The sequence below is a fragment of the Paraburkholderia phenoliruptrix genome, from assembly GCF_019511605.1.
In the GTDB taxonomy this organism is placed as follows: domain Bacteria; phylum Pseudomonadota; class Gammaproteobacteria; order Burkholderiales; family Burkholderiaceae; genus Paraburkholderia; species Paraburkholderia phenoliruptrix_A.
In genome coordinates, this window is the sequence record NZ_JAEUAV010000003.1 from 154,112 (window position 1) to 171,339 (window position 17,228).

General features: G+C 64.6%; 17 protein-coding genes. 8 read left to right on the forward strand and 9 right to left on the reverse strand.

Annotated elements, in window-relative coordinates:
* Window positions 1-65: 65 nt before the first annotated feature.
* Complete coding sequence (locus JNB89_RS06870; RefSeq protein ID WP_013340344.1) at window positions 66-575, reverse strand: flavin reductase family protein; 510 nt, start codon at window positions 573-575, stop codon at window positions 66-68.
* Between the two features lie 256 nt (window positions 576-831).
* Between JNB89_RS06870 and msrA the strand changes: the two genes are divergently transcribed.
* Entirely contained in the window at window positions 832-1,380 is a 549-nt protein-coding gene (gene msrA, locus JNB89_RS06875; protein ID WP_013340343.1) for a peptide-methionine (S)-S-oxide reductase MsrA, read from the forward strand.
* 107 nt (window positions 1,381-1,487) lie between these two features.
* On the opposite strand, the gene JNB89_RS06880 is transcribed toward msrA, so the two are convergent.
* From JNB89_RS06880 to pdxH, 3 genes are all read right to left on the reverse strand, one after another.
* Window positions 1,488-2,732 (reverse strand): DUF72 domain-containing protein, encoded by a 1,245-nt coding sequence (locus JNB89_RS06880; RefSeq protein ID WP_220361736.1) that lies wholly within the window; start codon window positions 2,730-2,732, stop codon window positions 1,488-1,490.
* Window positions 2,733-2,803: 71 nt separating this feature from the next.
* A complete protein-coding gene (locus JNB89_RS06885) occupies window positions 2,804-4,018 on the reverse strand; it encodes an SAM-dependent methyltransferase (RefSeq protein WP_013340341.1) in 1,215 nt (404 codons plus the stop codon).
* Window positions 4,019-4,159: 141 nt separating this feature from the next.
* Window positions 4,160-4,801 (reverse strand): pyridoxamine 5'-phosphate oxidase, encoded by a 642-nt coding sequence (pdxH, locus tag JNB89_RS06890; protein ID WP_013340340.1) that lies wholly within the window; start codon window positions 4,799-4,801, stop codon window positions 4,160-4,162.
* Window positions 4,802-5,031: 230 nt separating this feature from the next.
* Here pdxH and tcdA point away from each other — a divergent pair, with 230 nt between their 5' ends.
* Entirely contained in the window at window positions 5,032-5,883 is an 852-nt protein-coding gene (tcdA, locus tag JNB89_RS06895) for a tRNA cyclic N6-threonylcarbamoyladenosine(37) synthase TcdA (RefSeq protein WP_220361737.1), read from the forward strand.
* A 161-nt stretch (window positions 5,884-6,044) separates the two neighbouring features.
* On the opposite strand, the gene trxA is transcribed toward tcdA, so the two are convergent.
* Entirely contained in the window at window positions 6,045-6,893 is an 849-nt protein-coding gene (gene trxA, locus JNB89_RS06900) for a thioredoxin (protein WP_220361738.1), read from the reverse strand.
* Between the two features lie 114 nt (window positions 6,894-7,007).
* Entirely contained in the window at window positions 7,008-7,883 is an 876-nt protein-coding gene (locus tag JNB89_RS06905) for a pirin family protein (protein WP_220361739.1), read from the reverse strand.
* A 181-nt stretch (window positions 7,884-8,064) separates the two neighbouring features.
* Here JNB89_RS06905 and JNB89_RS06910 point away from each other — a divergent pair, with 181 nt between their 5' ends.
* A complete protein-coding gene (locus tag JNB89_RS06910; RefSeq protein WP_220361740.1) occupies window positions 8,065-8,946 on the forward strand; it encodes an EamA family transporter in 882 nt (293 codons plus the stop codon).
* Window positions 8,947-8,977: 31 nt separating this feature from the next.
* Here the strand turns inward: JNB89_RS06910 and JNB89_RS06915 are convergent, their stop codons facing one another.
* Together JNB89_RS06915 and tsaE are read right to left on the reverse strand one after the other, a co-directional pair.
* The gene (locus JNB89_RS06915; protein WP_220361741.1) at window positions 8,978-10,573 is read right to left on the reverse strand and encodes an N-acetylmuramoyl-L-alanine amidase; all 1,596 of its coding nucleotides are present in this window, start codon (window positions 10,571-10,573) and stop codon (window positions 8,978-8,980) included.
* Entirely contained in the window at window positions 10,555-11,190 is a 636-nt protein-coding gene (gene tsaE, locus JNB89_RS06920; protein ID WP_220361742.1) for a tRNA (adenosine(37)-N6)-threonylcarbamoyltransferase complex ATPase subunit type 1 TsaE, read from the reverse strand. The genes JNB89_RS06915 and tsaE overlap by 19 nt, the downstream gene beginning before the upstream one ends.
* A gap of 17 nt (window positions 11,191-11,207) precedes the next feature.
* Between tsaE and queG the strand changes: the two genes are divergently transcribed.
* The 3 genes from queG to xerD are packed head-to-tail and all read left to right on the forward strand — an operon-like array spanning window position 11,208 to window position 13,923.
* Window positions 11,208-12,455 (forward strand): tRNA epoxyqueuosine(34) reductase QueG, encoded by a 1,248-nt coding sequence (gene queG / locus JNB89_RS06925; protein WP_220361743.1) that lies wholly within the window; start codon window positions 11,208-11,210, stop codon window positions 12,453-12,455.
* 56 nt (window positions 12,456-12,511) lie between these two features.
* The gene (locus JNB89_RS06930) at window positions 12,512-12,982 is read left to right on the forward strand and encodes a methylated-DNA--[protein]-cysteine S-methyltransferase (RefSeq protein ID WP_027212434.1); all 471 of its coding nucleotides are present in this window, start codon (window positions 12,512-12,514) and stop codon (window positions 12,980-12,982) included.
* Window positions 12,979-13,923 (forward strand): site-specific tyrosine recombinase XerD, encoded by a 945-nt coding sequence (gene xerD, locus JNB89_RS06935; protein ID WP_013340331.1) that lies wholly within the window; start codon window positions 12,979-12,981, stop codon window positions 13,921-13,923. Before JNB89_RS06930 ends, xerD begins: the two co-directional genes overlap by 4 nt.
* Window positions 13,924-13,936: 13 nt before the next feature.
* On the opposite strand, the gene JNB89_RS06940 is transcribed toward xerD, so the two are convergent.
* Window positions 13,937-15,499: a class I adenylate-forming enzyme family protein gene (locus tag JNB89_RS06940; RefSeq protein ID WP_220361744.1), complete on the reverse strand. Its 1,563-nt coding sequence runs from the start codon at window positions 15,497-15,499 to the stop codon at window positions 13,937-13,939.
* A gap of 140 nt (window positions 15,500-15,639) precedes the next feature.
* Here JNB89_RS06940 and ybaK point away from each other — a divergent pair, with 140 nt between their 5' ends.
* Both ybaK and plsY read left to right on the forward strand, forming a co-directional pair.
* A complete protein-coding gene (ybaK, locus tag JNB89_RS06945) occupies window positions 15,640-16,131 on the forward strand; it encodes a Cys-tRNA(Pro) deacylase (protein WP_027212431.1) in 492 nt (163 codons plus the stop codon).
* A gap of 179 nt (window positions 16,132-16,310) precedes the next feature.
* Window positions 16,311-16,958, forward strand: coding sequence for a glycerol-3-phosphate 1-O-acyltransferase PlsY (gene plsY, locus JNB89_RS06950; RefSeq protein ID WP_220361745.1), 648 nt, complete (start codon window positions 16,311-16,313; stop codon window positions 16,956-16,958).
* Window positions 16,959-17,228: the final 270 nt, after the last annotated feature.

The window sequence follows — 17,228 nt, forward strand, 5'->3', positions numbered from 1 at the left end:
GCTGGCAACGGCCTGCCGCAACGGGTCGCCTGCTGCCCTGCGGCGCTTGCCGGCCGCGTCTTCGCCTAGAGCGGCTCGAGTCCGTGGAACTGGCCGTTCTGAAAGACGAGCGGTGCAATGCTGGCGGCGTTCTCATGCACGCCGCAGCGCTCCACCTCGCCGACAAAGATGACGTGATCGCCTTCTTCGTACCGGCTGCGGTTATGGCATTCGAACCAGGCGAGCGCGCCGTCGAGCACCGGCATGCCGGTGTCGCCCGCCGCGTGCGAGACGCCTTCGAAGCGATCGCCTTTGAGCGTGGCGAAGCGCTTGCATAGATCGAGTTGCGACGCGGCCAGCACGTTGACAACGTAGTGGCTGTTCGCACGAAACACCGACATGGACGCCGAGCGCGTGGCAAGACTCCACAGCACGAGCGGCGGGTCGAGCGAGACCGAGTTGAACGAACTCGCCGTGATGCCAATCAACTGCCCCGACGGCGCACGCGTTGTAATGACGGTGACGCCGGTGGCGAATTGGCTGAGCGCCTGCCGGAAGGCGGGCTGGTCGAAGTTGGGCGGGCTGGCTTGCTTCATCGCGCGCGAGCCGCCGGTGCCTGGCCGCTGGAATCCGCGCTGCAGCTTTCGCGCGCACGGCGGGAAACAGATGATTCGAAAGTCATAGTGAAAATCGTCGATTTGCCCCAATTTTAACTGCAATCGCGGCACACCGGCCGCGACGCAACCGGTGCCGTGCAAAACCGGCTAAGCTGGAACGCTGCGCCGATGGCATGGGCGTTGCGGCGAAGTCAACGCGGCACGGGCCGATCACGAGTTCGAAGGAGCGAGCAGCATGAGTCAGACAGGCGAAATCGCCACCTTGGGTGGCGGGTGTTTCTGGTGCCTCGAAGCGGTTTATCTGGGCGTCGACGGCGTCAACTCGGTGGAGTCGGGCTATGCGGGCGGTCACACGCAACATCCGACCTATGAACAGGTGTGCGACGGCGCGACGGGCCATGCCGAAGTGGTGAAGGTCGACTTCGACCCGTCGAAGATCAGCTATCGCGAGATTCTGGATATTTTCTTTGCGATCCACGATCCCACGCAACTAAACCGGCAAGGTAACGATGTCGGCACGCAATACCGCTCCGTCATCTTCACCCATTCCGACGCGCAGCGCGAGGCGGCTTTGCAGGCGATCCGGGAAATCGGCGAGCAGCGTATCTACGACGGGCAGATCGTCACGCAAGTGCTGCCGCTCGACGGCAATTACTGGCCTGCGGAAGCCTATCATCAGAACTATTTCGCGCAGCATCCGGATCAGGGGTATTGCTCGTTCGTGGTGGCGCCCAAGGTGGCCAAATTCCGCCAGAAGTTCGCTCACCGGATCAAGGCGGGCTGAGCGGGCAGGGTGGGCGTGCGATGGCGCCCCCCCCGAGATGCGCGCGGTAGGTTGATGAACGTGCGGAGCGCGGCAGGCGGTGGATCGGTGCATGCCGCGCTCAGGCGTCATGCTGGCGGATGCGGCTGCTGCCCGCTCTCCGGCGCCTGGTCGTTCTCCGGCTCCTGCCCGCTCCCCGGGTCCTGCTCGTTCTCGCGCTCCTGCTCCTGCGTAAGCCGCACGCACGCCTCGACAATCTCCCGCGCCAGCTCGATACAGCTAAGCGGCGCCGAACCTTCCGCCTTGTTGTTCACCGCGATCACCACCGGCTGCCCGGCAAGCGCATAGCGCGCGGCCAGTTCCGCGAGCGACGCGCGCGTGGCCGGATCCTCGTCGACGAGCTTGTCGAACGGCTCGTATTTCGCCTTCGCCTGCTCGTATTTGAAGCCGCCATGCAGGCTCCAGCGCACGATCAGCGGGCCGGCCGGCTCGCCGTCCAGCAGCGCGAGGGCCGCGGCCTGCCGCAGCGGGTCGGGCATGCGCGCATGAATGCCCACGCAATAGCGCACTCCCGCCGCTTTCAGCGTACGAATGAAGCGCGGCGTCAGAAGACTCGCATCGCGGATTTCAATTGCATAACAGGTGCCTTCGGGAAGCTTCGGCAACGCCGTCAAGAACGCGGCCAGCCGTTCGAGGAACACCGCCGGCTGCGCGAGCATCTGATCGGGCAGGGGCGGAAGCTGAAACACCAGCGCGCCGGCCTTCGCCCCTAGCCCTTCGAGGCAGGGCGTGACGAAGTCGTCGATTGCCATTTGTGCGTTCAGAAAGCACGGATTCAGCGACACCGGCTCGCCGCGTTCGGCACGCACCGTGGCGTCAGTGATAGTCATCGGCGCTTTGACGATGAAGCGGAAATCGTCGGGCACCTGCTGTGCGTAGCGCAGGTAGTCGGTGACGGTGAGCGCCTGGTAAAACGAGCGGTCGATGCTGACCGTCTTCAGCAGCGGATGCGCGCCGTAGGCCGTGAGGCCGTCGCGCGAAAGCTTGCTGTTGCTGTATTCGTCACCGTAGACAATGCCGTTCCAGCCGGGGAACGACCAGGTGGACGTGCCAAGGTGGATTTGCGGCGGCAGTTGCGCGGCGAGCGCGAGTACGTCCTGCGACGGCGGGGCGGCGAGAATTTCGCGGGCTCGGCGCTTTTTTGGCGCATCGGTACGGGACGCCGGCGCAGCGGCGGGCGCTGCTTGCACCGGCAAGCCGAACAGGTCGAACTGCACCGCTTCGCCTTGTGTCTGTTCGCCTTGCGCCTGTTCTTCTATTCCGCCCGGCGCGCCGGGCGCTCCTTCGAGTTCGCTTGTCCCGCGTTGGTCCATCGAGATTCGACCTGCTGTTCAGTGGTGTGCGCCGCGGCGGCACGCTTTCGTACGGCGCCGCGGCGCTTTCGTCACAGCGGTTTCTCGTACATGTAGCGGCGCGACCACGGCAGGGTTTTCGCGCTGCGGCCGGCCTTGCGGCATACGACCTGATAGATGGAGACGTCGTCGTTCTCGAATGCATACGCGCAGCCGGCCAGGTACACCCGCCAGATGCGGAATTTTTCGTCGTCGACGAGCTTGCGCGCTTCTTCCGCGTGCGCCTCGAAGTTCTCCGCCCAGATGTCGAGCGTGTGCGCATAGTGACGGCGCAGGCTTTCCACGTCAACCGCTTCGAGACCGCCGCGCTGCATCGACTCCAGCGCAAGGCTGATATGCGGCAGCTCGCCGTCCGGAAACACGTAGCGGTCGATGAACTCGCCGCCGCCGAGCGCCGTCTCGCCGCTGTCCGAGTCGCTCGACGTGATGCCGTGATTCATCGCGATGCCGTCGTCGGTAAGCAGGTCGTGTATTTTCCGGAAGTAGCCCGGCAGGTTCTTACGGCCGACGTGTTCGAACATGCCCACGCTCGTGATCCGGTCGAACTGGCCCTGAACGTCGCGGTAGTCCTGCAGACGAATCTCAATCTGGTTCTCGAGTCCCGCGGCTTTTACACGCGCGGTGGCGAGGTCGAACTGGTTTTGCGACAGCGTCACGCCCACGCATTGCGCGCCGAATTTCTGCGCCGCGCGCAGCACGAGCGCCCCCCAGCCGCAGCCGATGTCGAGCAGACGCTGCCCCGGCTGCACCTGAATCTTGGTGAGGATGTGGTCGATTTTCTTCAGCTGCGCGGTGGCCAGATCTTCGTCGCCGTTCTCGAAGTAGGCGCACGAGTACACCATGTTCTCGTCGAGCCAGAGCTTGTAGAACTCGTTCGAGACGTCGTAGTGATACTGGATCGCCTTCTTGTCGGACGCTTTCGAATGCTGGAAATAGCGCCGCACGCGCGCGAGCTTTCCGGCACTGGTGACCGTATTGCGCGCGAGCTGATAGCCCACGTTGATGATGTCCGAGAGCTTGCCCTCGATGTCTATCTTGCCCTTGACGTACGCCTCGCCGAGGTTGTCGAGGCTCGGTTCGAGCAGATAAGGCAGGGCCGTCGCGCTCTTCACATGCAGCGTGACCTGGGGCGCGGCGAACCGCCCGAAGTCGTGCTGCTGGCCGTCCCACAGCACGAGACGCGCCGGCAGGTCAGCCTTGGTTTTTACTTCTTCCACCCACTGCGCCAGCTTTTTCTCCCAGAACATGCGATTTCTCCGTGTCCGTTGAATTAAAGCAAAGCTTGTGTCGATCGCAATGCGGTCCGGCGCCAATCTCACGCCGTGCGATGCGATCTTCGCCGCGCACCGCTGCATGGGCCGCGCGCTGACGATGTTGTTGGTTCGGATTCAGGGCGACAGACGGGCGATCTGCCAGTCGCTGGTTTCGCTCGAACGCGTGTAAAGCAGACGGTCGTGCAGACGCGACGGCCGGCCCTGCCAGAATTCGATTGCTTCGGGCACCAAACGATAGCCGCCCCAATGCGGCGGACGCGGCGGTTCATCGCCGTATTGCAGGCGCATTTCGCGTTCGCGTGTTTCGAGCTGCGAACGGCTTTCAATCACCTGACTCTGATTCGACGCCCACGCGCCGATACGCGAGCCAGGCGGCCGCGACGCGAAATAGGCGTCGCTTTCTTCCGCGCTCGTTTTGACGACGCGCCCCTCGATACGCACCTGGCGCTCGAGTTCGATCCAGTAGAACAGCAGGCTCGCGTAAGGATTCGCGGCGAGCTCGCGGCCCTTGCGGCTTTCGTAATTGGTGAAGAACACGAAGCCGCGCTCGTCGACGCCTTTGATCAGGACGATGCGCGCCGAAGGGCGGCCGCGCGAGTCCGCGGTGGCGAGCGTCATGGTATTCGGCTCGGGCAGTTTCGCTTCGACAGCCTGTTGAAACCAGACGTCGAATTGCCGGAACGGGTCGCGGTCCACGTCGCCGATGTCCAGAGAACCCAGCGAATAATTTTTTCGAAGCTCGGCGAGTGAGGTCATGTTCTTATGCGAACGCTACAGTCAGGGCAGTATAGCTAAGGCGCCATTTTTTTGCGCGCAGCCAGATCAAGCGCGAGGCCCGCTGCGCCCGCTTCGCGCTCAATGTCCCGGTTATTCGCGGGGACATTGCTGCGGCAATGCGGATCGATGCGTTCAGGCAAAATACGGGCTGCGTGCTTTACGTGTGCATTAGCGCGCCTTTCGTTTTCTGCCTGTTCAACGAGTCCATCATGTCGACCACCGCGCATTCCGATCTTACTACCAGCCTCGACGGGAATGAAACCGCCGACCGTGCGCGGCGCTTCGGCGGCATTGCGCGACTGTACGGCGCGCCGGCGCTCGCGGCTTTCGAAGCCGCGCATGTCGCGGTGATCGGCATTGGCGGCGTCGGCTCGTGGGTGGCCGAAGCGCTCGCGCGCAGCGCCGTCGGCACGCTCACGCTGATCGATCTCGACAACGTTGCCGAAAGCAACACGAACCGGCAGATACACGCGCTCGACGGCAACTACGGGAAACCGAAGGTCGAAGCAATGGCCGAGCGCATCGCGGCGATCAATCCGTTTTGCGACGTGCGCCTCGTCGAGGACTTTGTCGAGCCCGACAATTTCGCGGCGACGCTCGGTGACGGCTTCGATTATGTGATCGATGCGATCGACAGCGTGCGCACCAAAACCGCGCTGATCGCGTGGTGCGTCGAGCGCAAGCAGCCGTTGATCACGATTGGCGGGGCGGGCGGACAACTCGACCCGACGCGTATCCGCATCGACGATCTGGCGTTGACGATTCAGGACCCGCTGCTCTCCAAAGTGCGCGGGCAATTGCGCAAGCAGCACGGCTTTCCGCGCGGACCAAAAGCAAAGTTCAAGGTGAGCGCCGTGTATTCGGACGAGCCGCTCATCTATCCGGAAGCTGCCGTTTGCGACATGGACGAGCAGGCGGAGCACGTGAGCACGTCGCCGGGCCATACCGGGCCGGTGGGTCTGAATTGCGCGGGCTTTGGTTCGAGCGTATGCGTCACGGCGAGCTTTGGTTTCGCCGCGGCCGCGCATGTGTTGCGGGCGCTCGCGAGACAGGCAGGGTAGCGCCTGTCTGGCTGTCTGCCTGAGGCGCGATAACCAGAGGGGCGGCGGCGCGTGGCAGACCGCCGTGGCACGCATGCTGTACGTTGCGGCGCCGCGCAGCACGCCGCGCCACCCTTGCGGTGCGCGGCGCCATGCAGCGCCGTGCGCGACTGCTACATCCCCTAGTTCAGTGCGGCGCTCAGCTTGCGCCGCCATTGCGCAACCAGCTCCGGCTGATGCGCGGCCAGATCGAACACTGAGAGCATCGTCTTGCGGCCGATATCGTCGCGGAACGTGCGGTCCGTTTGCACGATCGCAAGCAGATGTTCGAGCGCGCCCGCATATTTGCGTCGCGCGATAAATGCGCTCGCCAGATCGAAGCGCGCTTCCAGATCTTCCGGGTGACTCGCGACGTGCGCTTCGAGCGCGTCGGTAGGCGGCAGGTCGGCAGCGGCGTCCACGGCGTCGAGGCGCGTCTTGATCGCGTTAAAGCGCGCGTCGATGCCCTGCGTCGTTTTCGGCGACAGCAGATCCACTTCGTTGCGCGCTTCGTCGATCCGGTTGTCGTCGAGCAGCATTTCGATGCGGTCGAGGCGCGCCTCGTCGAAGCCCGGGTCGATTGCCAGCGCGGCCTGCAACGCCTCGTAAGCCTCGTCGCGGCGGCCCTCGGCGAGCGCAGCTTGCGCCTCGAGGCGCGCCGCGTCCGCGCCTTGCGGCACGAGCCGCTCGATAAACTCGCGCAGTTGTCCTTCAGGCAGCACGCCGACGAACTGATCGACCGGCCGACCGTCCGCGAATGCCATGACGTGCGGAATGCTGCGCACCTGGAAGTGCGCGGCGAGCTCCTGGTTCTCGTCCACATTCACCTTGACGAGCTTCCATTTGCCGCCGGCTTCGGCCTCGAGCTTTTCCAGCATCGGGCCGAGCGTTTTGCAGGGGCCGCACCACGGCGCCCAGAAATCGACCAGCACAGGGGCCAGTGTCGACGCCGTGATGACGTCCTTTTCAAATGTGGCCAGAGTGGTGTCCATTGCATCCTCGTCGATAAAACGGTTGGTCGTTTAGGTGGGGCCGAACTGCGCGGATTCAATGCGCGCCATGACGACGGCATGGGTTTCCTTCATGCCTGGCGCTATGCGTTGCCGTCACTTCTTTTGCGGCAGCGCGATCCATTCAGTTTCGCCCGGCACCTTGCCCATTTCCTGATTCGTCCACGCGAGCTTCGCAGCTTCGATCTTCTCGCGCGAACTCGCGACAAAATTCCATTCGATAAACCGCTCGCCGTCGAGCCTTTCGCCGCCCAGCACCATCACGCGCGCGCCGTGCGTGCTTGCCAGCGTGACGGTTTCGTCGAGCGCGAGCACGGCCATCTGCCCGACTTCGAGCGGCGCGCCGTCGATTTCCAGATCGCCTTCCACCAGATACACGCCGCGTTCCTCGTGCTCCGGTTCGAGCGCGAAGGCGCTGCCCGGCGCGAACTCAGCCGCCACGTACAGCGTGCCCGAAAACGTGCGAACCGGCGAGCTCTCGCCGAAGGCCGTGCCCGCGATCACGCGCAGCGTGACGCCGTTGCGCTCGACTACCGGCAGCGTATGCGCCGCGTGATGCGCGAAGGACGGCTCGACGTCCTCGTCGTCGAGCGGCAACGCAACCCACGTCTGAATGCCGTGGATGGTCTGGCCTTTTGCGCGATCTTCGGCGGGCGTGCGCTCCGAATGCACGATGCCGCGCCCGGCAGTCATCCAGTTGACGTCGCCAGGGACGATTTTCTGCTCCGAACCGAGACTGTCGCGATGCATGATCGCGCCTTCGAACAGAAACGTCACGGTGGCGAGGCCGATATGCGGATGCGGACGCACGTCGAGACCGACGCCGGGCTGCAGCGTGGCCGGCCCCATGTGGTCGAAGAAAATGAAAGGGCCGATCAGGCGCGCGGCCATGGCCGGCAGCACACGCCGCACTGTCAGACTGCCGACATCGCGCAGATGCGGTTTGAGAACTGCCTTGATCGAAGAGGACATGAGCGGGCTCGGCGAAAAGAGAGAAGGGCACGGAAGAACAGGCTTAAGCGACGATTCTACTGCGGAGGCCGAAACGGCGACTTTTCGCGCACCCGCAGTCCGCCAAGCCGTAGGACGGGCGGGCACGTGCGGCGCCGCTCTCCGCTAAACTGACGGGTTCGATACTCTATTGGAGACCGGGATGTCGCCCAGGGATCTGCTGCTCGCGCTGGTCGTCGTGATTGCGTGGGGCGTCAATTTCGTTGTCATCAAGGTGGGTTTGCATGGCGTGCCGCCCATGTTGCTCGGCGCACTGCGCTTCACGCTCGCCGCGCTGCCGGCGGTGTTCTTCGTCAGGCGCCCGCAGTTGCCGTGGCGCTGGCTTCTCGCCTACGGCCTGACCATTTCGCTCGGACAGTTCGCGTTCCTGTTCTCCGCCATGTATGTGGGCATGCCGGCGGGGCTCGCTTCGCTGGTGTTGCAGGCGCAGGCTTTCTTCACGCTGATCTTCGCCGCGTTGTTTCTGCATGAGCGCTTCCGTTTGCCGAACGTGGTCGGGCTGCTGATTGCGGCCGCCGGGCTCGCCGTGATCGGTATGCAGGGCGGTCATGCAATGACGCTCGCGGGCTTTGTGCTCACGCTGTGCGCCGCGTGCTCGTGGGCGCTCGGCAATATCGTCACGAAGAAAGTCGGCAAAGTGGATCTGGTCGGCCTGGTGGTGTGGGGCAGTCTGATTCCGCCCGTGCCGTTCTTTGCTTTGTCTTATGCGCTCGAGGGGCCGCAGCGGATCACCGCGGCGCTGTCCGGCATCAGCGCGATGTCGATTTTCGCGATCGTCTATTTGGCATTTATCGCCACGCTGCTCGGCTACGGTTTGTGGAGCCGGCTGCTGTCGCGCTATCCGGCGAGCCAGGTCGCGCCGTTTTCGCTGCTGGTGCCGATTGTGGGCCTTGCCTCCGCATCCATCTTTCTCGACGAACGGCTTTCCGCCGCGCAGATTGCGGGCGCGCTGCTCGTGATGGCCGGGCTTGGGGTGAACGTGTTCGGCGGCTGGCTCGTGCAGCGGCTCTCGCCGGCGCGCTGAAGCGGCCGGCCCACCATGCGCTCTGCGCGCACTACGTCATGCGGTTCTTGGCGAGCGGCGGATTCGCCGCGAAGTAGCGCTTGATGCCGTTCATGATCGCGTCGGCCATCTTGTCGCGATAGGCGTCGTCGTTCAGGCGCCGCTCCTCGTCCGGATTGCTGATGAACGCCGTTTCCACGAGGATGGAAGGAATGTCAGGCGCCTTCAGCACCGCGAAGCCCGCCTGTTCCACCGACCCCTTGTGCAGCTTGTTGATGCCGCCAATTTCCTTGAGCACGAAGTTGCCGTAGCGCATGGAGTCGCGAATCTGCGCGGTGGTGGACATATCGAACAGCGCGCGGTTGACCGTGGCGTCGGCGGACTTGATGTTGATGCCGCCAATCTGGTCCGACGAGTTTTCCTTGTTCGCCATCCAGCGTGCGGCCGCGCTCGAGGCGCCATGCTCCGACAACGCGAACACCGACGAGCCGCGTGCCTCGGGCGTGGTGAACGCGTCCGCGTGAATCGACACGAAAAGGTCCGCACCCACGCGCCGCGCCTTTTGAACGCGCACGTTCAGCGGCACGAAGAAGTCGGCGTCGCGGGTCATCATGGCGCGCATGTTCGGCTGCGCGTCGATCTTCGCGCGCAGCTTCTTCGCGATGTCGAGTGCGACATGCTTTTCGTAAGTGCCCGAGCCGCCGATCGCGCCCGGGTCCTCGCCGCCATGTCCCGGATCGATTGCAACGGTCAGCAGGCGCACCGTGTTGCTCTTGCCGGACTTCGGCGCGGTAAATGCGTACGTGTCGTCGCCGCTGTCGTCGTTGTTGAGACTGCTGTTGCCGCTGCCCTTGTTGTTGCGAGCGATGGCGGCCGGCGGCGTGGCGGGCGCGCCAGGCGTCGACGGCTTGGCGATGATGGGCGGCAACGAGGGCGACAACGAGGGCGACGGCGACGCGCCATGCGCAGGTGCACGCGGCGCCGCCGGTGCGGCGCTGCTGCCGCCGTTTTGCGCATAGCGCTCGAAGAACGCTTCGCTGTTGTCGGCAAGGGGCGGCGTCGTGCCGGGGCCGCTCAACGTGGCGGGCGGCGCGTTGTTCTCTTCGTTCAGGGTTTGCTGCTTGCGCTCGCTTTGCGCGAGCAGTTCCATCAACGGATCGGGCGCGACCGCCGGATACAGGTCGAACACCAGCCGGTACTTGTAGGCGCCGACGGGCGGCAGCGTGAACACCTGGGGCTTCACCGAGCCCTTCAGATCGAACACCATGCGCACCACGTGCGGCTGGAATTGCCCCACGCGCACCGACTGGATTTGCGGATCGTTCGGTGTGATCTTCGAAACCAGGTCCTTCAGCGCCTGATCGAGGTCGAGACCGCTCAGGTCGACGACGAGCCGGTCGGGGCCCTGGAGCAATTGCTGGGCATTCTGCAGAGGCTGATCGGATTCGATCGTCACACGCGTGTAATCGCGCGCAGGCCACACGCGCACGCCGAGCACCGAGCTGGCGTGCGCGAGACGCGGCGCCACGAGGCCTAGCACAAGCGTGGATGCGCCCGCGCGCAAAATCTGCCGGCGCCGCCAGTTATGCGTTGCGGTGGCCGCTGATTCGATCGAGCGGAACGGTTTGATCAACATCTTTCGAGACATGCCTTTCCTGTTTCGCTGTATGCCCGTGCGACGAGTACGCGGCCTTCGCCCTCGCTGTCCAGGTCGAGCGAGAAGACGAGATCCGGCACGCCGAGCAGCGCGCCCGCACGTTGCGGCCATTCGACGAGGCACACGGCGCCGCTGTCGAAATATTCGCGAAAGCCCGCGTCGGCCCATTCGGCCGGATCGGTGAATCTGTACAGATCGAAGTGATAAAGCGCGAGTTCCCCTACGGGCCGCGCGAGCACATAGGGCTCGACGAGCGTGTACGTGGGACTGCGCACACGGCCCGTATGACCGAGGCCGCGCAAGGTGGCGCGCACGAGTGTCGTTTTGCCGGCGCCGAGATCGCCGACCAGTTGCACCTGCAGACCGTGGAACGCGTGAGCGTTGGCGCTGCCGTGTTCGTTGCGCTCGTTGCGCTCGTTGCTTCGGTTTCTTTCGTCGCTTTGGTTCTTGCCGCCATGCGGCCCGCTTGCGCCTAGCGCCACGTGTTCGATGGCCTGCGCGAAGCGCTCGCCGAACGCGAGCGTGGCGGCTTCGTCCGCGAACGCAAAGGAGCGTTCGAGCAGAACTGCGGCGGGCGGCGCGATCGCGTGATCGGGATGGTCAGGCATTCTCGTAAAATGACGTGATGAACCGAAGTCCGGAGTCCCCCATGTGCCCTGTGTCCGACGCGCCTGCATCTGGCGGCGAGGCGCATGCCGAGCGTCAATTCGATGAAGCGGCGCTGCGTTCGCTCGCGCAGGACATCAAGACGTGGGGCCGCGAACTGGGTTTCGGGGCAATCGGCATTAGCGACACCGACCTCCGCGCTGCCGAAGCGCCGCTTGCAGCCTGGCTGGAGGCGGGTTGCCACGGCGAAATGGATTATATGGCCAAACACGGCATGAAACGCGCGCGGCCTGCGGAGCTTGTGGCCGGCACGCTACGTGTGATTACTGCGCGCATCGCCTATTTGCCCGCCGAGGCATTGAATGGAAAGCCCCCCGCAAGCGAGCTGCAAGAAGCGCCGCCAGGCCGCGACTGGCGGGCCGCCGAGCATGCGCGGCTGACGGATCCGTCGGCGGCCGTCGTCTCCATTTATGCGCGCGGCCGCGACTATCACAAGGTGATGCGTAACCGTCTGCAACAACTGTCAGAGAAAATTCAGGCGCAGATTGGCGCGTTCGGTTATCGCGTGTTTACCGACTCCGCGCCGGTGCTCGAGGTCGAGCTCGCGCAGAAAGCCGGCATTGGCTGGCGCGGCAAACACACGTTGCTCTTGCAACGGGATGCGGGCTCGCTGTTTTTCCTCGGCGAGATTTATGTCGACGTGCCCTTGCCGACCGACGCCGAAACCTCGCCCGAGACCGCGCCGCAAGAGCCGGGCTCGCATTGCGGCAGTTGTACGCGTTGCATCGGCGCGTGTCCGACTGGAGCGATTGTCGGGCCTTATAAGGTGGATGCGCGTCTGTGCATCTCGTATCTGACTATCGAACTGAGGGGCAGCATTCCGGTCGAGATGCGTCCGCTGATCGGCAATCGCGTCTATGGCTGCGACGACTGCCAGCTCGTGTGTCCCTGGAACAAGTTCGCGCAAGCCGCGCCGGTCGCGGACTTCGATGTGCGGCACGGGCTCGACCGCGCGTCGCTGGTGGAACTGTTCGGCTGGAGCGAGGACGAGTTCGACGCGCGCATGCAAGGCAGCGCGATCCGGCGCATCGGCTACGAACGCTGGTTGCGCAACCTCGCCGTCGGTATGGGCAATGCGCTGCGTGCGTCGCGCGACACCTTGAGCGCCGAGGCACGCGAGGCGATTGTCGACGCACTCGAACGCCGGGCCGACGACGCATCCGCGCTCGTGCGGGAGCACGTGCAATGGGCGCTCGAAGCGGCGTAAAGTATCGGCAATTGATGGTTTGCGCTTGCAGTCAAGACACTGGCAAAGGAGGCGATATGTTCAACGCAGTGATCGATGCGCCGTTCGGCAAGGTCGGCATTCGGCTCGAAGGCGACGCTGTGCGTGAGATCGTCTATCTGCCGGAGTCCATGCAAAACGTGGCGCCCGACACGCCATTGGCGCAACGCGTTGCCGAGCAGATAGAGCGCTATTTCGCGGAGCCCTCGGCAAAATTCGAATTGCCGCTCGCGCCCGTGGGCACCGCTTTCCGGCGGCGCGTGTGGCAGGCGCTGTGCGAAATTCCGCCCGGCGCGGTCGTGACCTATGGGCAACTGGCAAAGCAACTGGGCAGCGTGCCGCGCGCGGTTGGCCAGGCGTGCGGCGACAACTGTTTTCCCATCGTCGTTCCATGCCACCGCGTGGTGAGTTCGAGCGGCATCGGCGGATTCGCGCATCAGGCCGAAGAAGGCTTCTTTCGTAACGTCAAGCGCTGGTTGCTCGCGCATGAAGGCATTCCGTACGCATGAGCGATACCCTGGTTGAAGACACAAGCGCGGGCTTGTCCCAGTCGCCTTTGTTCGCCGCGAGCTCCGCGTCGCTAGATGCTTTCTGCGACGCACTGTGGCTCGAGCATGGGTTGTCGCGCAACACGCTCGACGCGTATCGCCGCGACCTGCGTCTGTTCAGCGAGTGGCTTGCGCAATCCCGCAATGCGTCACTCGACACCGCCAGCGAAGCCGATCTCAACGCGTATAGCGCGGTGCGTCAGAAAGACAAATCGACGTCGGCAAACCGGCGGCTTTCGGTGTTTCGCCGCTATTACGGCTGGGCCGTGCGCGAGCATCGCGCGCAAGTCGATCCCACGCTGCGCATCCGTTCGGCGAAGCAACCGCCGCGGTTCCCCTCCACGCTCAGCGAAGCGCAGGTCGAGGCGCTGCTCGGCGCACCGGATATAGACACGCCGTTGGGCCTGCGCGATCGCACGATGCTCGAACTGATGTACGCGAGCGGCTTGCGGGTTACGGAACTGGTCACGCTCAAGACCGTGGAAGTGGGCCTGAACGAAGGCGTGGTGCGCGTGATGGGCAAGGGCTCCAAGGAGCGGCTGATTCCATTCGGCGAAGAGGCGCACGGCTGGATCGAGCGTTATCTGCGCGACGCGCGGCCGGCGCTGCTCGGCGCGCGCGCGGCCGATGCGCTGTTCGTGACCAACCGCGCCGAGGGCATGACGCGCCAGCAGTTCTGGAACATCATCAAGCGGCATGCGGCGGCTGCGGGCGTGCACGCGCCGTTGTCGCCGCACACGTTGCGGCATGCGTTCGCGACGCATCTGCTCAATCACGGCGCTGACCTGCGCGTAGTCCAACTGCTGCTCGGCCACACCGACATTTCGACCACGCAAATCTACACGCACGTGGCGCGCGAGCGGCTCAAGTCGCTGCATGCGATGCATCATCCGCGTGGCTAATGCAGGCGCGCGTTCACAGCCATTCGCGCAGCCGGTGCTTGAGGATCTTGCCCGTGGACGCGGCGGGCAGCGCGGCGAGCACCTTGACCTCGGCGGGACGCTTGTAGGGCGCGAGGCGCTGCGCGCACCACGCGGCCAGTTCGGCGGGCGTGACCGTTGCCTGCGCGGCCAGTTCGACGAACGCCACTACTTCCTCGTTGCCCTCGACCGGCCGCCCGATCACCGCCGACTGCACGACCTGCGGATGCGCGTTGAGCACATGCTCGACCTCGGCCGGATATACGTTGAAGCCGGAGCGAATGATCAGATCCTTGCTGCGCCCGACGATATGCAGTGCGCCGTCCGGGTCCCGGCGGGCGAGGTCGCCGGTCTTCAGCCAGCCTTCTTGCGTAACGGCGGCGCGTGTCTGCTCCGGGCTGCGGTAGTAGCCGAGCATCACGTTCGGGCCGCGCACCCATAGCTCACCGACCTCGCCGGGCGCGGCATCCACGCCGTCCAGTCCGACGAAGCGCACTTCGACACCCGGAATCACTTCGCCGACCGAACAGTCGCTGCGCGGCGCATCCAGCATGGTCTGCGAGACGGTCGGGCTGCTTTCGGTCATGCCATAGCCATTGTGCAGCGGCAGACCGTAGACGTGCTCGACCTGCGCTTTCAGTGCGGCGTCGAGCGGCGAGCCGCCCGAATAGACGAAACGCAGACGCGGCGCGTGCCATGCATGCCCCTGCGTGCGCAGATGCTCGAGCAGTTTCGCGTGCATGGCCGGCACGCCCTGGAAGATGGTCACGCCTTCGTCCGCAAGCGCACGGCGCACGGCCTCGGCCGCGAAGCGCGGGGCGAGGCGCAAGGTCGCGCCCGCGTAAAGACTGCCGAGACACACGGAGGCGAAGCCGTACACGTGCGAAATGGGCAGCACTGCATACACGACATCGTCGGGACGCACCTGACGCAGGCGGCTCGATACAGCTGCGATGAAAAGCAGATTGCGATGCGAGAGCATCACGCCCTTCGGCGCGCCGGTGGTGCCGGTGGTGTAGATCAGCGCCGCGCACTGGCGGTGGTTCGCCGCCTCGACCGGTTCGGCTTGCGCTGACGCGTCCGCGGTATAGGACCATGCGCCGATGTCGGGGGCGATGTGTGGCGCCTCGGCCGCGCCATGGCGCTGCGCGTGCTGGCCGGCGTCCCGGGAGCTTTCCAGCGCGTACGCCGTCACGCGCGGCTGTGCGTGCGCGCGAATCGCGTCGAGTTCCGCCGCCGACAGCCGCGCATTCGACACCAGCGCCCACGCGTCGAGCCGCGCCGTGGCGAAGAGCAGCACGATCTGCGCGATGCTGTTCTCCGCGACGATCATTACGCGATCACCGCCGCGCACGCCCCATTGGCGCAACAACGCGGCGGCGGCCTCGACGGCGTTGACGAGTTCGGCGTTGGTAAGGCGGCGGGCGTCTTCGATCAGCGCGACATGCTGCGGATCGCGCGCGGCCGCGAGCGTAGGAAGATCGGAAATGCGGTCGGGCAGCGCGGCCAGAAGCGCGGCAATGTCGATTGTTGGACGGCAGGGCGAAGGGGTGCTCAACGGCGTCTCCTGAATGCGATTGCGTGACCGGTGTGCGTCGCGCCGGTATATTTTCGAACGATCGTGCCACAATGCCGGGGCCCGCACAATTGGCCATTCGGCAAATAGCCGTTGTGCAAACTCGCTATTACAATGCGCCGATGAGCAAATCCAGACACGTTTCCGAGACCCCCGCAACGCAGTTCCTGCGCCGGCATGGCGTGACTTTCGGCGAGCATCCGTATGACTACGTCGAGCATGGCGGCACCGGCGAATCCGCGCGCCAGCTTGGCGTGGACGAGCATCATGTGGTGAAAACGCTTGTCATGGAGGACGAGCACGCCAAACCGCTGATCGTGCTCATGCACGGCGACCGCACTGTCAGCACCAAGAACCTCGCGCGGCAAATCGGCGCAAAGCGCGTCGAGCCGTGCAAGCCCGAGGTGGCGAACCGTCATTCGGGCTATCTGATCGGCGGCACGTCGCCGTTCGGCACGCGCAAGCAGATGCCGGTGTATGTGGAGTCCAGCATTCTGGAGCTGGACAGAATCTGGTTGAACGGCGGGCGGCGCGGTTTTCTCGTCAGCATCGAGCCGAGCGTGCTGACCGGCTTGCTGGCCGCGAAACCGGTGCAGTGCGCGAGCGTCGATTGACGCTTGCCTGAATGTTTTTGCGGCGCGCGCGTTCGGTAGAATGTGCGCCGATTCCGTTGGCCGCGTTGCGTGGCGTCGCGTTTGTTTCCGCGTTTGTTTCCGAGTTCCTTTCCGACTTTCGTTCCAAGTGGCGGTCGAAGTGCCCAGTTGCAGACCGCCGATCCTTATAAGAGTCACAGATGCAAAACCTGATCGTTGCTGTCGTTGCCTACCTGATCGGTTCGGTGTCGTTCGCCGTGATCGTGAGCGCCGCAATGGGGCTCGAGGACCCGCGCTCGTACGGCTCGGGCAACCCCGGCGCGACCAACGTGCTGCGCAGCGGCAGCAAGAAGGCCGCGATTCTCACATTGATCGGCGACGCCTTCAAAGGCTGGCTGCCGGTGTGGTTCGTCGTGCACTTCGGCGCGCGCTACGGGCTCGACGACACCTCGGTGGCAATTGCCTCCGTTGCCGTGTTTCTGGGCCACCTGTACCCGGTGTTCTTCCGCTTCAAGGGCGGCAAAGGCGTGGCAACCGCTGCCGGCGTGCTGCTCGCGATCAACCCGATTCTCGGTGTGGCCACGCTGCTGACATGGCTGATCGTGGCGTTCTTCACGCGCTATTCGTCGCTGGCCGCGCTGGCCGCGGCGGTGTTCGCGCCGATCTTCGACGGCTTTCTGTTCGGGCCGCACATCATCGCGCTCGCTATCGTGGTGATGAGCTCGCTGCTTGTGTGGCGTCATCGCGCGAACATCGCCAAGCTGATGCGAGGCGAGGAAAGCCGCATTGGCGACAAGAAGAAGGCGGCGGCTGCTTCGGGCGGCACGGCTGCGGGCGAAAAGCGCTGACGAGCCTGGCTGGACGTCTTGCGCTGACGTTGGCTGCCTCTTGGAGCGCACCGCGCGAATGGTTGAACCGGCGCTTGCATATGAGCTTGCGCATTATCTTGCGGTCCCACTACTGGTCCGGCTTACGTGTGAAGTTTGGTTCCAGCGCGCTGCACCGATTGCCTTGCATTAGAACGCGCAGATGCGCCGGGATTGCTTGCGGCAGCCGCTAGCAACGCATGCATCTGCCCGAGACCCTGCGCCCACACCTGCGACGTTCCGGCCATGCGC

What these genes read in the sequence shown, in the direction of transcription:
- JNB89_RS06870 (WP_013340344.1), bottom strand. Translation starts at nt 575, where the DNA reads ATGAAGCAAGCCAGCCCGCCCAACTTCGACCAGCCCGCCTTCCGGCAG.
- msrA (WP_013340343.1), top strand. Translation starts at nt 832, where the DNA reads ATGAGTCAGACAGGCGAAATCGCCACCTTGGGTGGCGGGTGTTTCTGG.
- JNB89_RS06880 (WP_220361736.1), bottom strand. Translation starts at nt 2,732, where the DNA reads ATGGACCAACGCGGGACAAGCGAACTCGAAGGAGCGCCCGGCGCGCCG.
- JNB89_RS06885 (WP_013340341.1), bottom strand. Translation starts at nt 4,018, where the DNA reads ATGTTCTGGGAGAAAAAGCTGGCGCAGTGGGTGGAAGAAGTAAAAACC.
- pdxH (WP_013340340.1), bottom strand. Translation starts at nt 4,801, where the DNA reads ATGACCTCACTCGCCGAGCTTCGAAAAAATTATTCGCTGGGTTCTCTG.
- tcdA (WP_220361737.1), top strand. Translation starts at nt 5,032, where the DNA reads ATGTCGACCACCGCGCATTCCGATCTTACTACCAGCCTCGACGGGAAT.
- trxA (WP_220361738.1), bottom strand. Translation starts at nt 6,893, where the DNA reads ATGGACACCACTCTGGCCACATTTGAAAAGGACGTCATCACGGCGTCG.
- JNB89_RS06905 (WP_220361739.1), bottom strand. Translation starts at nt 7,883, where the DNA reads ATGTCCTCTTCGATCAAGGCAGTTCTCAAACCGCATCTGCGCGATGTC.
- JNB89_RS06910 (WP_220361740.1), top strand. Translation starts at nt 8,065, where the DNA reads ATGTCGCCCAGGGATCTGCTGCTCGCGCTGGTCGTCGTGATTGCGTGG.
- JNB89_RS06915 (WP_220361741.1), bottom strand. Translation starts at nt 10,573, where the DNA reads ATGTCTCGAAAGATGTTGATCAAACCGTTCCGCTCGATCGAATCAGCG.
- tsaE (WP_220361742.1), bottom strand. Translation starts at nt 11,190, where the DNA reads ATGCCTGACCATCCCGATCACGCGATCGCGCCGCCCGCCGCAGTTCTG.
- queG (WP_220361743.1), top strand. Translation starts at nt 11,208, where the DNA reads ATGAACCGAAGTCCGGAGTCCCCCATGTGCCCTGTGTCCGACGCGCCT.
- JNB89_RS06930 (WP_027212434.1), top strand. Translation starts at nt 12,512, where the DNA reads ATGTTCAACGCAGTGATCGATGCGCCGTTCGGCAAGGTCGGCATTCGG.
- xerD (WP_013340331.1), top strand. Translation starts at nt 12,979, where the DNA reads ATGAGCGATACCCTGGTTGAAGACACAAGCGCGGGCTTGTCCCAGTCG.
- ybaK (WP_027212431.1), top strand. Translation starts at nt 15,640, where the DNA reads ATGAGCAAATCCAGACACGTTTCCGAGACCCCCGCAACGCAGTTCCTG.
- plsY (WP_220361745.1), top strand. Translation starts at nt 16,311, where the DNA reads ATGCAAAACCTGATCGTTGCTGTCGTTGCCTACCTGATCGGTTCGGTG.